Here is a 16,823-nt window from a genome sequence, read left to right on the forward strand (position 1 = left end):
CAAACAAAAAACACAAACAATGGAACAATTAATTCAATTTTTAGATGATAATACTCTAGCAATGTTATCATTGTTAGTACTTGCTTCATTCTTAGGAATGGAGATTATTGGAAAAGTACCTACTGTTTTGCATACTCCTCTTATGTCGGGTGCAAACGCAATTTCAGGTGTAGTTGTTATCGGTGCAATTATTCTAATTCGTAAGGCATCAGCGGATGATTACCTAACTCTTTCATTAGGTTTTATCGGTATTGCATTAGCTATGATCAACGTAGTTGGTGGTTTTGCTGTAACGAACAGAATGCTTGACATGTTCAAGAAAAAAGACCGTAAAGCTTAAGTTAAACTCTAAAATCTGAAATTAAAAAACAATGGAGTATTCTAATATCATCGACTTATTATACTTAGTAAGTATAGTCGTTTTCATTATAGGATTAAAAGGTCTGTCTCACCCGGAATCAGCTCGTAAAGGTAACTTAGTCGCTGCTTTAGGTATGGGTATGGCTATCGTAATATCTTTATTTGCCCCACAAGCTTCAGGAGATAATAACTACCTGTGGATTTTAGGAGCAATGTTAGTAGGTGGTGGTATCGGTATGGTATCAGCAAAGAAAGTAGCCATGACAAAAATGCCAGAGATGGTATCTTTATTCAATGGTTTAGGTGGTGCTTGTGCCATGTTAATTGGTATTGCTGAATTCAATAACTTACCTGCTGGTACTGAAATGATGAGTGGTGCTGTTTTAACAAACATCTTTGCAATGTTTGTAGGTGCTGTTTCGTTAACAGGTTCATTAGTAGCTTATGGTAAATTGAATGGATCTTTAAGAGATAACTTCTCGTTACCTGCTCCTCAATTAATCAACATTGCTTCTTTAATTGGTGTATTCGTTTTGGCTGGTATGATCATGACTCAACCAGAATTGAACATGCCTTTAGTATATGCTTTATTAGGATTATCATTATTCTATGGTATTGCTTTCGTAACGCCAATTGGTGGAGGAGATATGCCAGTAGTTATTTCATTACTAAACTCAGTAACTGGTATTGGAGCAACTGGTGCAGGTCTTATCTACAGTAACAATATTATGATCATTGGTGGTATCCTTGTAGGTGCATCAGGTATTATTCTTACTGTGATGATGTGTGAAGCTATGAACCGTTCATTAGTTAACGTATTAGTAGGTAACTTAGGTGCATCAGGTGGTGGATCTGGATCATCTCGTGAAGAGATTGTAAAAGAAGTAAATGTATCGGATTTAGCGATCCAATTAAAATATGCAGACAGAGTATGTATCGTTCCAGGTTACGGTTTAGCTGTAGCTCAAGCACAACATATTTGTCATGAAATTGAATCAGTATTAGAAGAGGAAGGTGTTGAAGTAAGATATGCAATTCACCCAGTAGCAGGTCGTATGCCAGGTCATATGAACGTATTATTGGCAGAGTCGGATGTATCTTATGACAAGTTATTAGAACTTGAGCCTGCAAACGATGCATTCCCTTCAACTGATGTTGTTTTAGTAATTGGTGCAAATGACGTTGTTAACCCATCTGCAAAAGATGATACTTCGTCTCCAATCTACGGTATGCCGATCTTAGACGTTGAGACTGCTAAAAATGTAGTAGTATTTAAGCGTGGTATGAGTACAGGTTATGCTGGTGTTCAGAACCCATTATTCTTTGGGGATAGAACAAAAATGTTATTCGGTGATGCTAAAGCTTCATTGAATAAACTAAAAGATGAAATTGCAAATGCTTAACCAAGCAGATGAAATAAATTAAGTGTGAAGCCCTGTACCTAATACGTACAGGGCTTTCTTTTTATATTAATTTTGTGATTGATCCATTTCAACTTGTGTTTCTACTTGAGCGATAAAGTCTAATAGATTCTCCCCTTTCTCTAAATTCAGTTTCTTTCTTAATCTATATCTAGATGTTTCAACGCCTCTAACAGATAAGTTAAGTGCATTGGCGATGTCTTTTGTTGACATATTCATCTTGATGTAAGCACAAATCTTAAGTTCTTGTGTACTTAATTGTGGATAGTTTTCTTTAAAATATTCAAAGAAATCTGAGTGTATCAGGTTGAAGTGATCTTTGAATCTAGCCCAATCTTTTTCATCATCAATTTCTTTCGATATTCTAACAGCAAGATGGTGTAATTCTTTAGATGTACGAACATCCTCTGCAGAAGTGGATACTTTAATCAAGTCTGTTTTTATAGAAGTAAGCAATGCATTTCTTTGTGATAAATGAAAAGCAGAGAGTGCTAGTTCTTTATTTTTAAAATCAATTTCTTGGTGGTGCTTTTCATCCAAAAGTTTTTTAATGGTGCCATCTTGATCTTCAATTTGCTGTTCTTTTTGACCTAGTATACTTAACCACTTTTTACTATACCTCTTTTTAGAAATTCTTGTGATTAAGAATACAAATCCAGCTGTAAGTATAAGATAAATAAGATAGGCAAAACTAGTTCTGTACCAAGGTGCCAAAATGGTAAATTTGACTTTCTGCATTTTACTCACTTCACCATAAATATTTTTTGAAGTTACCTGAAAAGTATATTCTCCCTCTTTTAAGTTGGTATAGGAAATATTAGGCTGTGTATTCCAAGGTTTAGGCAGTTTATCAAAACCTTCTAGAAAAGTTTGGTATGAATTGTATTCCAGTCCATCAAAGAAAGGTGTAGCATAGGAAAAACTAATATCGTTATTGGCATAGTTGATTTTAATATCAGCTCCTTCATTGAGTTCGTTTTTGTAATCAATACCATTACTACTACTAAATTGAGTAATACTCAAAGGTATATTATTATGAACTACTTGTTTAAAGCGCGGATTGTAACGGATAAAACCTTCTTTGGCAGTAATAAGTACATTGGAAGGGTCAATAACAATAATACTTTCAAGGTCATCTGAAATGTATTTATTGATCCTCTCGAATAGTTGACGCTCTACGTAAGGACTGTTGGATTTTGGAGAATAAACTGCTCCTACTTTATTATTTTGAATGAAGTAAAGGTTTCCTTCTTCATCGTTTGTAAGACTAGAAACTCTTTCCGTTCCTAATAGCTTTGTATATAATTCATGGATGATAAACCTATCATTCTTTTGATCGTAGGTATATACACCATTTTCACCACAGAAAATCAGTTCATTATTTACGGTAAAGAGGTTAATCAAAACATTGGAGTAAAAACCTTTTTCTTTACCATAAAAATCAGCTTTTGTGATCTGATTTGTCGAATAATCAATCTTTAGACGAAAAACACCCTTGAAGCCATGACTCATCCAAATGGTATTGTAGTTATCCACTTTTATTAATCGGCAAGACTCATTAAAACCTTGTAGCTTTTGTGTATTCCATTGGCCATTTTTAAATCGATGAATTAACAACCCGTCATAAGCTCCTTGTAAATAGGCATCTTTTTCTGGAATATATATGGCATTCCATGCTCCCTTATTGGAAGTGACAATATCATTTTTAGTGTCTTTTAATGCGTATAAACCTTCATGTTGACCTTGGAATAAATAGCCATTACTTACCGTTAAATTATAGGTATGTCCTATATTTATTTTATTATAATTTGGTTCAAGAAAAGGGCCTTTAGGATCATATTTAAATACTCCATTTGATGTACCTAGGTAGAGTGTGTTTTGAAAAAATGAAGCAGCATATCCACCACCATCGATACCTATTTGCTCATTGATTAATGAAAAAGGAGAATGAATCTCAATATATGATAGACCATTACGATGTGCTAACCATAGGTTTTCTGTTTGATCTTGGAAAATTTGGTATACTGACATATCAGAGAGCCCATTTTTCTTATTGATATGCAGCTGAACTTTACCTTCTTCGTCTAAGATATATACCCCATCATTTTGGGTTGCAATCGCTAGAGAATTATCCTTTAACAATAAAGCAGAATTTATTTTAGCATCTTTAAAAGTATCCCAAGTGTCCGTTGCCCAAGGTTCAAAACCATCACCAGAATTCATTAATAGTTTACCATCATGAGATAATGCTAACAACAAGCCATTAGGAAAATTGATAATGGACCGAACCATATGACCTTTAAGTAATTTTGTGCCTTTATATTGGGGTAAGATTCTTTTATTATTCCAATTTAGTAATCCAATTTCAGGGCTACTGGAAATGAAATCTCCATTGATATAAAAGGTGTAAAAAATATTTTGAGGAGGGGTGATACTCGTAATCTTTGAACCGTCAAACCTAAAGACTTTTCGGTGTGAACAAAAGATGATTTCATTATCATTACGTCCAGAATATATGTTCCATATTTCGTCAAACTCTTCTTTACTATCAATCAGCGGAAGTAGTGATACATACTTCAGTTCATGTTTTGTGTTTCTTTCGAAGTACCCAAATTCATGCTGTCCTCCGACATATATTCTTTTATTAATAGCTAGTACAGACTTTAAATTGTTATTCCCTTTATTCATGGTAAAGGTATTCCAGTTCACTCCATTAAATTCTAAGAGGCCAAAGTTGTTAGCGATATAAATAAAACCATCTTCGTTTTGTGAGATGCCCCAGTTCTGAGAACCAGCACCATACTCAGATGCAGAATATCTATTAACTATAGGAATACCGTAATGCTCATTGGATGAAAATGCAGTGAGAAAATTAAATAATAATAGAAGTAAAATGTATAACCTAGTGATCATAATGTAACTGTTTTCGTCGTCAAGAATAGCCTTAAAAAGTATTATTGGTCTTTGTTTAATTAGTGTAAGATGTACGTTAGCAATATCAATATTTTATTTTAGAATGTCTTACGCCAAGTGTGAATCAAGGTACTTCAAAACTACGTCAACCTTCGAAAAACACTACTTCTTCCTTGTTTTTGTGTGTTTTTGATACACTTAAAGCTGTATACTCGAATTGTGAACATGAAAGAAGTGAGTTGATTGAGATTAAAGTATTGGTCTCAGTTTATCTTAAAAGACACTAACATTATTAAGTCGAGTACTATGAAAAATAAGAATATCATGTATCCTATTATGGTTGCTTCTATTGTAGCGATAGGAGGTTTCCTTTTAGGGTTTGATGGGGTAGTAAATTCAGGGGCTATTCCTTTTTATAAACACACCTTTGATATAGCAGAAACTCCTTTATTAATAGGTATCTCTAGTAGTATGATTATCCTCGGTGGTTTTTTAGGAAACTTGATGGCGGGATTTATTAGTGATAAATACGGGAGAAAGAAAAGCCTTTTACTAACTTCATTATTGTTTAGTGTTGGAGCATTAGGAACTGCTTTAGCTACCGATATCTATTTCTTTATATTGTGCAAATTTATAGCAGGTTTAGGAGTTGGTGTAGCCATTTTGGTAGCTCCCATGTATATATCAGAAATAGCTCCTCCTAAACAGAGAGGATGGTTGGTTACCTTTAATCAATTGAATATTGTCTTAGGTTTATCTATCGCTTACTTCTCTAACTATTATATATTACAAATGATAGAAGACCCTGATCTGAATTGGAGATGGATGTTAGGTGTAGGAGCTATTCCTGCTTTGGTATATATGTTATTGTTATTAATAATACCTGAAAGTCCAAGGTGGCTCATTCAGCAATCAAGTCATGATGAAGCAAAGGCGGTCTTGTCTAAGATTGGAGGAGAAGATTATGCACAAAAAGAATTCGAACAAATAAAAGCTGCTTTAGACAAATCAGGGAAGAAACAATTAGATAGTAAAGCATTAAGAAAAGAACTTTTTAGTAAAAAGCTCAGGTTAGTAATGATGATTGGTGTTGGACTGGCAGTTTTTCAACAAGTATCAGGTATTAATGCAATTCTATATTATGCTCCTATGATTTTTGAAATGACAGGTGAGGGGCAGGATGCAGCATTTATGCAGTCTATTATTATTGGTTTAGTATTCGTAGTAATGACTGTATTATCAATGTTTTTGATAGATAGATTAGGTAGAAGACCATTATTAATTATTGGTTCTACGATAATGAGTTTTTCTTTGTTTATGACAAGTTATTACTTCTCTGAAGCTACTTACAGTTTAGATGCAAGGAATATTGATAACATAAAGTCAGGTTTATCTCATCAAATTGTAATGGAAAAAGCGAAAGTTGAAGATCCTTCTTTTGAAGGTTTTGATCATTATCAATGGATAGAAGGAGAATTAGTCCTTACGAAAGATGGAAAAACGGTAAAGAAATTAAGTACAAATATTGATCAAACATTGGGAGAATTGACTCAAGTAGAAATTCTAACAGCTGCAATGAATACTTTAAAGGGGCAAGAATTTAGTTCCGAAATTGCTTTTTTCGATGAAATAAAGGCGAATATGAAAACTCTTTTCTTTAATGAAACAATCAATGAAATGAGTAATTCTGCATCTTCTCCATTCTTTAGTCAGGCAAGAAAAGACATATTGAAAGGAAAGGATTATAAGGAAGCATTTAATTCAGCAATCAATAAGGTATTCTCAAGAGATTATCAATCGCCGATTTTAAATGCAAGTATTCATATTAATGCTTTATGGGTATTACTTGGGATTTTAGGGTTTATTTCTGGTTTTTCAATTTCTGTAGGGCCTGTTATGTGGGCAATGCTACCAGAGATCTTACCGAATAAATTAAGAGGAATAGGTATTTCAATTATTGGAGGTGTAAACTCAGCAACAAGCTTCTTGGTAGCAACCATGTTCCCGTTAGAACTAGAACTATTAGGTGCATCTACCACTTTTATGATATTTGGTTTTGGAATGATTGCCTGTTTACTATTCTCTTCTTTGATCGTAAAAGAAACAAAAGGCAAATCATTAGAAGAAATCGAAAAAGAGCTAATTGGTGAGCAAATAAGTTCATCATCTGATGAGGTGGAGGGTATTACTCCAATGGCACATTAATAAATTATTATGACAGATATTATACAAAACCCTATCTTGAAAGGGTTTAACCCTGACCCTTCGATTGTAAGGGTCGGGGATGATTACTTTATAGCTACATCAACATTTGAGTGGTATCCTGGTGTTCAGATTCATCATTCGAAGGATTTAAAAAATTGGAAACTGATAGGTCATCCTTTGAAAAGTTTATCCCAATTGGATTTAAGAGGTGTTCCGGATTCATGTGGTGTTTGGGCTCCGTGTTTATCTTATGATAAAGGAACATTTTATTTGGTGTATTCTAATGTGAAAAACTTTGAAGGACCATGGAAAGATACCCCAAATTATGTGGTAACTACTGATAATATTTTTGGAGAGTGGAGTGAGCCGTCATTCCTTACATCTTGCGGTTTTGATGGTTCATTATTTCATGATGATGATGGTAAAAAGTATTTTTTAAGTATGATCGTTGATCATAGAGGAGGAAAATTCTTTGGAGGAATCGTAATTCAAGAATATGATGTAGAAAGCAAAAAATTAGTAGGTGAAATGCATCATATCTATGAAGGTTCTGAATTGGGTTTAACCGAAGGGCCGCATATAATTAAGAAAGATGGCTATTATTATCTAATTACTGCAGAAGGAGGAACGGAATATGATCATGCTGTCAGTATAGCTCGATCAAAGGAACTATTTGGAACATACGAGACGGCTCCTAATAATCCATTAGTATCAGCAAAAGATTTTCCAGATAATGCACTTCAGAAATCAGGTCATGGTGATCTATTCCAAGCGGAAAATGGAGAATGGTATTGTGTCTTTCTTACAGGTCGACCGTTAACAAAACGAGGAAAGTGTACACTGGGAAGAGAAACATCCATAGAGAAAATCATTTGGGAAAAGGGAGAATGGCCGAGAACATTCTCAGGGTCAAAAGCACCTAGGTTGGAAGTAGAAGGTATTGGAAAGAATTACACATTTTCAAATGAAGAACCTTTCCAAGAAAATTTCACAAATGAAAAGTTATCACCACACTTCGCGTCACTACGCGAACCTTTTGATAAGTCTTGGGTAAACATTGAAAATGGTGAGTTAGTGATAAAAGGGAGAAGCTCTCTATCATCATATCATACACAAAGTATGGTGGCGAGAAGAGTACAATCTCATGCTGTAGAAACAGCAGTGAAATTAGATTACTCCCCTGAGAACTTTCAGCAGATGGCAGGGTTAGTCTGTTATTATAATACTCAGCATTTTCATTATTTATATCTCACTTCTAATGATAATGGAAAGACAAAACAATTACAGATTATTTCTGCGAATAGATTTCAATACGACGAAGTGGATGTGAAGGAAACATCTTTTCCAATTGATCAGACGGTTTACTTAAAAGTAAAATTTGAAAGAGAGAACATTCAGTTTTACTATTCTCTGAACGATAAAGATTTTATTGAGTTTGGACCAACGCTAAATGGTTCCATTCTTTCTGATGATTATATACAATACGATGGGACTGGTAGATACCGTCCTGCTTTCACTGGATCATTTATAGGAATGACTTGTCAAGACTTATCTGGACAGCTAAAAGAAGCTGCTTTTGGTTACTTCCATTATAAGGAGTATCAAGAAAAGTTAGAAACAAGTACAGAAGAAACTCATTGAGTTACTGAATCAAGTAATTTTAATAATTAATCGTAGAAAGGCGGTGCATTTTGTACCGTTTTTTTTATTTCTAATGGTAAATGAAGTGTTTTTCTACATTCTATTCTCTTTTGAGAGAATACGGGTTCATTTTGAAGTACTTCATTACTGCATTTATGGTCTAATGGACATGTTATCAGTGGTTTTTGAGTTGATTGACGAGTTTGTAATGACAAATAATCCAAAGATTTTTTAAGAGTATTATCTATAAAGTCTCTTAAAATATTAAAAAAACATGCCCTGTGAGTGAAATAAAAGGATTGAAGTGTTCTTTTTACACATGTAGTATAGTTGAGTAGTGCTTGAAGTAGTCGTGAAGTAGTGCATTTTTTGAATCTCAAGTATAAATATTCCTTAATTGCATTAGCGAAATGAAAAACTTGTCTTTAAGATTTCACTACTAACTCTCTCAATTTTTTATGAGATGAAATTGTCCTTCTTACTTCACATGTTACTCTTAAAGATTAACGACGCAAATGAATTATACTATGAATAATTTACAAATGAAGAAACCTTTCTCTTTTCTGTCTAAGCTCTATTTTCTGAGTTTACTTTTTGGTCTTTTGGCAATCTCTGCCGAAGCACAGGAGAGAGTAATCAAAGGTACAGTTAAAGATTATAATGGTTCGGTACCTGGGGTTAACGTTACAATTTTAGGTACATCACAAGGTACAGTTACTGACTTTGATGGTAATTTTAAAATTACTGCAAATGAAGGAGATGTTTTAAGCATTACTTTTGTTGGATACAAACAACAATCAATCACAATAGGTACTCAAACATTTATTGACGTTGTTCTTGAAGAAGACGTAAAACAAATGGAAGAGGTAGTTGTAATTGGTTATGGTACGCAAAGCAAAAAAGATGTTACAGGTTCTGTTGCTTCTGTTGATAACGAAGCATTAGCAATAGCCGTAGAACCAAGTGCTGAAATGGCAATGCAAGGTAAAGTAGCTGGTGTTACTGTATCGCAAAGCTCGGGTTCACCAGGTTCTGCATCAACGATTACAATTAGAGGTCAAGGTACTATTGGTGATGCAACACCTTTATATGTTGTTGATGGTATTTTAACAACAGATATTTCTTTCTTAAACCCAGCTGATATCGAAAAGATGGATGTATTGAAAGATGCATCAGCAACTGCAATCTATGGTTCAAGAGGAGCAAATGGTGTAATCATTATTACGACTAAAAAAGGTAAAGAAGGGAAAGTAAATATTTCTTTCGATGCTTATGCAGGTGTACAGGAAGTGGCAAAAAGAATTCCTTTAACAAACCAATACGAATTAGCTTTCTTAATTAATGAAGCAAGTATCAATGATGGTAGAGGTGAAAGATATTCTTTTGATGAATTACAAGCTTTTAAACAAAGTCCTGGTACAGATTGGCAAGATGAAGTATTTAGTAAGCCTTCGGAAGCAGCTATCCAAAATTACCAGTTTACTGCTTCAGGTGGTAATGCTAAATCACAGTTCTTGATGAGTTTTAACTACTTTGATCAAAAAGGTATTATTGCTCCTTCAGCTTACAATAGACTTTCAGGTAGAGTAAATGTTAAATCTCAAGTATCAGATATCTTTGCAGTAGGTTCTAACATTGTAATTACCCGTTCAGATCAAGAAGTAATTCCTCAAAATAATGAGTATGAAGATCCAATCATGCACATGTTGAGTATGGATCCAATGGCCACTGTTTATGCTCCTGAAAATGACGAAGGAAAAGTATACGGTGCGTCTAATATCTCAGACCAGTTTACAAACCCAGTAGGTAGACTAGCATTAAACAACGATAACATTATTGTAGATCGTTACCTAGCCAATTTCTTTGCAGAGTTAGAACCAATCAGAGGTTTAACTTTCAAGACAATGTTTGGTATGGACAGAGTTTACCTTGAAAGAAAAACATTCAACCCTAAGTTTGAAGATACTAATAACCTTAAGCTTTCTAGAGAGTCTGGAAACTTATTTATTGGTCAGGAGAAACATTTCTCTTACACTTGGGATAATACAGTAACGTTTAAAAGAAATTGGAATAATAAGCATGATTTAACTTTACTAGGAGGTTTCTCATTATATAATGAGTATCATGAATTCTTTAATGGTGGTAAGAGCGGTTTACCAAATGCTGAATACTTAAGATTTTTAGATGCAGGTGTTGACCAAGAGTCAGATAATGCACCAAGAAACTTTGCTCAAGATGCAGGTATAATGTCTTACTTAGGTCGTGTGATGTATGGTTATGATGACCGTTATTTATTAACTGCTTCATTCCGTATGGATGGATCTTCAAGATTAACTGAAGAAAACCGTTGGGGAGTATTCCCATCGTTCGCATTGGCTTGGAAAATTTCTAATGAAGACTTCATGAGCGGTGTAGATTTTGTGAAAGATCTTAAGCTTAGAGGTGGTTGGGGACAAGTTGCCAACGATAAAATGCCAAACAACTTAGGTTTCTACCCTACGATTTCTACAATCTCAAATGGTTTAAGATACCCAACAGGAACTGGTGCTATTGCAGATGGAGCATCACTTACTACTGGTCCAACAACAAACCTTATTTGGGAAACTTCAGAACAGTTGAATGTAGGTCTTGATGCATCATTCTTTAATAGTAGATTATCAACTTCGGTAGATTTCTACAATAAGAAAACATTAGATATGCTTTTCCAAGCTGATATCTTAGGTTCATCTGGATTTACTGAAAACCCTTGGACAAACGGTGCTTCAGTGCAAAACACAGGTGTTGAATTGGTATTAGGTTGGTCTGATGAGACAAAGAGCGGATTCTCTTATAGCCTTACAGGTAACTACTCATACAATAAAAATGAAGTATTAAGTACAGGTGCTAAGACACCATTCTACACTGCACCATTCTTTGGTAAAGATGTACTAATTACGACGGAAGGTCATTCGATTGGATCTATCTATGGTTACGAAACTGCAGGTGTTTACCAAAAAGAACCAACTGGAGCAGTATTGAATCCAAATGTAAAAGCAGGTGATTTAATCTATGTTGATGCCAACGAAGACGGAAGTATTACTCCTGATGATAGAAAAATTCTTGGTAATACTATTCCGGTATATACTTACGGTTTGACAACAAACCTAGGTTATAAAGGATTTGATTTAGTAATCTTCTTACAAGGTATGGGTGGTCACCAAATTTTCAATGGTATCAAGTACAACTCAAATGCTCCGAATACAAACTATATGAAACTGACATATGATAACCGTTGGAATGGTCCTGGTTCGACAAATGAGCATCCAAGAGTTACAGGTACAGCAAACAACAAGTTGTATTCAGACTACTATGTAGAAGATGGCGATTTCTTAAGATTAAGAAACTTACAATTAGGTTATACGATCCCAAGAGAAATCACACAGAAAATTGGTGTGAACAAGTTTAGAGTATACATCGCAGGTCAAAACTTATTTACACTAACGAAGTATACAGGTTTCGACCCAGAAATTGGTCAAAACTTATCAACTGCTCAAAGTGCTATCGACTTTAGTATTGATAGAGGTAACTATCCAGTTCCAAGAATCTATACAGCAGGTGTAAACATTAGCTTCTAATCTGAACGAATAAACATGAGAAATCTATATAAAATATTAATAGCAAGTACGCTTATTGGTTTTACTTCTACAGGGTGTTCTAACTTCCTTGATAGAGAACCATTAGCGAGAGAAACAACGGAAACTTTTGTATCTGATCCAGATAACTTAGAGTTGATGGTCATTGCAGGTTATGATCCTATTCAGTGGAGATTTGATGGTGTTCAGTTCTACAACTATTTCATCTTTGGTGATATCGCTTCAGATGATGCTGATAAAGGTGGTTTGTCTGAAACTGACTTAGACTATATGACACTAGTTCAGAAATTCCAATGGAACCCCGCTGAACCATTATTTGAGTCTGTTTGGAAACGTCATTTTGCAGGTGTATTCAGAGCAAATACAGTACTTTCAAATATTGAGGTAGCAAAGTCAATTGTTGATGAGTCAGTTTACAACCAAATTAGAGGTGAAGGTCTATTCTTAAGAGGATGGCACTATTTCCAGTTAACTAAAATGTTTGGTGGTGTACCTTTATTTACTTCATTAGAAGACTACGAAAACCTGAATACAACAGGAAGATCTACTGAAAGTGAAGTATACGATGTCATTCTTCAAGACTTTAAAGAAGCTGGTACTTTACTGAAACTGAAAAGTCAATATGATGAGAACTATCTTGGAAGAGCGACTTCAGGTATGGCGAAATCATATTTTGCAAAAGCAGCTCTTTATTCTAAAGATGAAAGTACTTATGAAGAGGCTTACAACTTAGCAAAAGAGGTAATCGGAACAGGAGAGTACGCTTTATTGGAAGATTACACTCAAATCTGGCGCTTAGAGGAAGAAAATGGTTCTGAATCTATTTTCGAAATTCAATACGAACCATCAAACTTCAATAACTGGAGTAGAGAAGGTGAAGGTGCTGGTGAAAATATGATGCAATCTCCAAGAGCTGGTGGTAACTCGGGTAACGATTCTGCAATTGGAGAAGGATGGGGCTTTAACCTACCTACTGCTGCATTAGAGCAAGCATTTAGAGATGCAGGCGATGATATTCGTAGAGAGCAGACAATCATCTATGATGGTGAAGAAGTATATGAAGGTGAGCCGAGAATTAGAGTAGCTCAACCTGGAGACAATGACAGTGATTGGTACAATACAACTGGTTTTGCTCCTCAGAAGTACTTCTTACCTCAAAGAGAACTTACAGCTGGTTTTGGTGATAATAGATATAATGGTCATTCAAACTATAGAATGTTTAGATATGCGGATTTATTATTATTCGCTTCAGAATTGGCTTTAGAAACAGGAAAAGGAGATGCTGCAACTTACTTAAATGAAGTAAGAGCAAGAGTAGGTCTTGACGCTATTGCTGCTCCAACATTACAGGATGTTTATAATGAACGTCGTTTAGAGTTGGCATTAGAAGGTCACCGTTTCTTTGATCAAGTAAGAACAGGGCAAATTACTACCGAACTAGCTAATGAAGGTTATGTTCAGGGAGTACACGAGAAGTTCCCAATTCCACAATCAGAAATCGATCTTACGGATGGTTTGATTGTAGGGAACCCTAGTAACTAATAGTATATAATTCCCCGTTAGTCGAAATGTGAAATTCTTATTTTCCTAACGGGGTCGATATAAACTACTTCTTTCATTCGATGGTAATTTTTTACCATGCTGGCACCATACTGCCTAAACTTTTTACATGGGCATAGAATGCTCAAGAAAATCATTAAACTTTGAATTGAAATGAAAAAATTAAACTTCGTTAATTGGCTTATTTTAGGGATCATTGCTTTCGCATTTGGCGCTTGTGATGATAATGAAACAACAGTAACAGGTCCAACAGGAACGTTAACTTACACTCAAGCTGAAGGTGCAGACTATGAAGTAACTTTTACTATAGAGAATCCTGTAGATGTTCTATCTTACTCTTTTGATTTTGGTGATGGTTCAACTGCAAATTCAGGTGAAACTTCAGTAACACATACATATGTTGAAACTGGTGATTTCGATGTTGTTGTAACATTAAATAGTGCATCTGATCAAGCACAATTAAAAACTACAGTAACTGTAACTACAATCGATGTTTCAGGAATCTGTAATAGCGAATACTATACATTACTAACAGGTGGTTGTGTTAATGATGGTCCAGGTGAAGGTAAAACATGGAAGTTATCAAATGCATATGGTTCACATGGTGTAGGTCCAGCAGATGGAGAAGAAGCAGTTTGGTGGAACTCTGAGTATGACCACTGGAATGGTAATAACGGTGAAGGTTTTGCAATGCCTGAAACTATGGAATCTCGTTTTACATTTGGTGTAGTGCCAAATACAATGGCTGTTAGTGCAACACATCAAATTAATAACTGGCAAACAGATGGTGAAGCAACACCTTTCCATGACTACCAAGCTACTTATGGTGGTGAAAGCTCGTATGGTTACTCAATCACTGAGGAAGAAGGAAAAATGTACTTAAATATTGCAAATGGTGGTTACATGGCTTACTATCAAGAAGTTGATGGAGCGACACCTACTAAGTATGAGATTGTTACTTTAACTGAAACTGAATTATATGTTAGATACTTAAACGTATTAAACTATAATGATGGAGAAGATAAAAATTACAGATACTTACGTTATGTTCAAGAAGATGTAGTTGAAGAAGCTCCAGAAGAAGTTGTAAAAGACCTTGAGTACAGAGCAATTTCTGCTTCATTCAATGGAACTATGGATGCTACTGTTGGTGATGAAACTATTGCATTTATCAACGAAGCAGATATTGTAACTGCATTTGTTGCAGACCCTACTGATGACGGTGTTCAAGTTTTATCTTATACTAAAAATGGTACTGTAGATGATGTTCAAGTAACATTAAACCACAGAATGGATCTATCTACAAATAACACATTCAAGTTAAAAGTTTACTTCCCATCTTCTAATGATTATGAAACTGTTGATGATTCTGCTGAAGATTGGACAGACTCTGAAGGTAAACTAGCTTCTATGGTGAACTTGAAATTATATGATACTAAAATGGGTGGTAATGCTTGGCATACTGAGGCTACTGTACGAGTTTCTGATGATACTAGAGACGAGTGGGTAGAATTAGAATTCTCATATGATGGATTAGAAGTAACGAACAGAAACGATCAATCTATAGTTTGGGAAGATGCTGCAGAGTCAGATACTTATGATAAAATCATTATCCAAATTGGTGGTGAAGGACATAAACGTTCAGGTACTTTCTACATTAAAGATTTCGAATTAGTTGAAAATGCTGTAAACTAATTTAAAAGTTGAAATAGATTATTTTCATCCCCCTTCTTTATTGAAGGGGGATTTTTTAAAAGGTGATATCATGAGAAAAGGAATCCTATTTTTGATTTGTTTTTTCTCCTTACAATGGACTATAGGACAAACAAGAAATTCATGTCTTTCTGGTCTCGCTAAATTTGCACCTGTAGACGGAAAACGTCTACTTATTATGGGGCAAGATTTAGGAGCTGTAGGAGGATTAGATCAATATACTGATGGTTATGTTGATCATTTTAGTCAGATGCCTGCAGGAATTACAACGTATACTTCATTACCCTCATTGGGTGGTTTGTATAGTGTAGTGAATTATGGAGCAGGGGATGTTTCAGGGGAAGTTTACTTAGACGATGCTACTTTTGATAGTACTGCATTAGTAATAGGTCTTTACTTGGTCGATCAAGAAAAGCGTATCGTTGACGGAGATTTAGATGATAAAATTAGAACAATGGCGAATTGGATTAAAAATACCAATCGACCAGTATTTCTAAGAATAGGTTATGAGTTTGATGGTGAACATAACCATTATAGTGTGACATACTTCAAAAATATGTGGAGAAGAATCGTAGATATATTTGATGAAGAGTCAGTAGCAAACTGCGATTTTGTATGGCAATCGGATGGAGTTCACTCTACTTCGACAATGCAAAGATATTACCCTGGAAGTGAATATGTAGATTGGTTTGCTTTCTCATATTTTCAGAAAAATGCAGGGAATGATTTAATACGACTAGCAAAAACATATGAGAAGCCTGTAATGATCGCTGAGGCTACACCAAGAGGATATGACTTGAAAACAGTTAATGGTGATCAATTATGGAATTCATGGTTTCAACCACTTATTCAATTAATGGATGATAATCCAATTATTAAAGGTCTAGCCTATATCAATACAGATTGGGATAGCCAACAGATGTGGAAAGGTGAAGGTTGGGGAGATACAAGAATCGAAGTGAATGAGGCATTGACACAACATTGGGAGAATGAATTGCAAAAAGAAAACTGGGTATACGGAAACTCAGAATTATTTGAGACGATAGGTTACCCTTTCGCTGATATTTCTTCAGATTGTTTTCCACCAAAGGATATTGTGAATGCTACGGATGATACTCCTTATCAATGGGGGTATGTTTGTAATAATGAACCGAATAACTTAAAAGTCAATCTTAAAGATTTTTCTAAAGTAAAGAGAATAAACTTATTAGATGCTACAACAGGTAAAGTAATGAAAGAATTATTTCACCCCGAACAAAATGTATTGAACATTATCGCATCTAAAGGAGTGTATATATTAAGTGTTGAAGACTTTAACGGACAGATCAATAGAATTAAAGTCTTAGTGTGTAATTAACAAAACAACAGTTGATAATCT

General features: G+C 34.8%; 9 protein-coding genes. 8 read left to right on the top strand and 1 reads right to left on the bottom strand.

Annotation, left to right across the window (positions count from 1 at the left end; genetic code table 11):
* Positions 1–19: 19 nt before the first annotated feature.
* Both QL232_RS25780 and QL232_RS25785 read left to right on the top strand, forming a co-directional pair.
* Entirely contained in the window at positions 20–340 is a 321-nt protein-coding gene (locus tag QL232_RS25780) for an NAD(P) transhydrogenase subunit alpha (RefSeq protein WP_168885528.1), read from the top strand.
* A 31-nt stretch (positions 341–371) separates the two neighbouring features.
* Positions 372–1,763 (top strand): NAD(P)(+) transhydrogenase (Re/Si-specific) subunit beta, encoded by a 1,392-nt coding sequence (locus tag QL232_RS25785; protein ID WP_168885529.1) that lies wholly within the window; start codon positions 372–374, stop codon positions 1,761–1,763.
* 66 nt (positions 1,764–1,829) lie between these two features.
* On the opposite strand, the gene QL232_RS25790 is transcribed toward QL232_RS25785, so the two are convergent.
* Entirely contained in the window at positions 1,830–4,694 is a 2,865-nt protein-coding gene (locus tag QL232_RS25790) for a triple tyrosine motif-containing protein (RefSeq protein WP_281616318.1), read from the bottom strand.
* Between the two features lie 306 nt (positions 4,695–5,000).
* Between QL232_RS25790 and QL232_RS25795 the strand changes: the two genes are divergently transcribed.
* The 6 genes from QL232_RS25795 to QL232_RS25820 all read left to right on the top strand — a co-directional run bounded on the left by QL232_RS25795 (position 5,001) and on the right by QL232_RS25820 (position 16,802).
* Positions 5,001–6,899, top strand: coding sequence for a sugar porter family MFS transporter (locus QL232_RS25795; protein ID WP_281616319.1), 1,899 nt, complete (start codon positions 5,001–5,003; stop codon positions 6,897–6,899).
* A 9-nt stretch (positions 6,900–6,908) separates the two neighbouring features.
* Entirely contained in the window at positions 6,909–8,540 is a 1,632-nt protein-coding gene (locus QL232_RS25800) for a glycoside hydrolase family 43 protein (RefSeq protein WP_281616320.1), read from the top strand.
* Positions 8,541–9,067: 527 nt separating this feature from the next.
* Complete coding sequence (locus QL232_RS25805; RefSeq protein ID WP_281616321.1) at positions 9,068–12,154, top strand: TonB-dependent receptor; 3,087 nt, start codon at positions 9,068–9,070, stop codon at positions 12,152–12,154.
* A 15-nt stretch (positions 12,155–12,169) separates the two neighbouring features.
* Positions 12,170–13,714 (top strand): RagB/SusD family nutrient uptake outer membrane protein, encoded by a 1,545-nt coding sequence (locus tag QL232_RS25810; protein WP_168885534.1) that lies wholly within the window; start codon positions 12,170–12,172, stop codon positions 13,712–13,714.
* 171 nt (positions 13,715–13,885) lie between these two features.
* Entirely contained in the window at positions 13,886–15,427 is a 1,542-nt protein-coding gene (locus tag QL232_RS25815) for a PKD domain-containing protein (RefSeq protein WP_281616322.1), read from the top strand.
* Positions 15,428–15,497: 70 nt separating this feature from the next.
* A complete protein-coding gene (locus QL232_RS25820; RefSeq protein ID WP_281616323.1) occupies positions 15,498–16,802 on the top strand; it encodes a glycosyl hydrolase in 1,305 nt (434 codons plus the stop codon).
* The last annotated feature ends 21 nt before the right edge of the window (positions 16,803–16,823 follow it).

The sequence above is a fragment of the Flammeovirga sp. SubArs3 genome (assembly GCF_947387565.1).
Taxonomy (GTDB): Bacteria; Bacteroidota; Bacteroidia; order Cytophagales; family Flammeovirgaceae; genus Flammeovirga; species Flammeovirga agarivorans.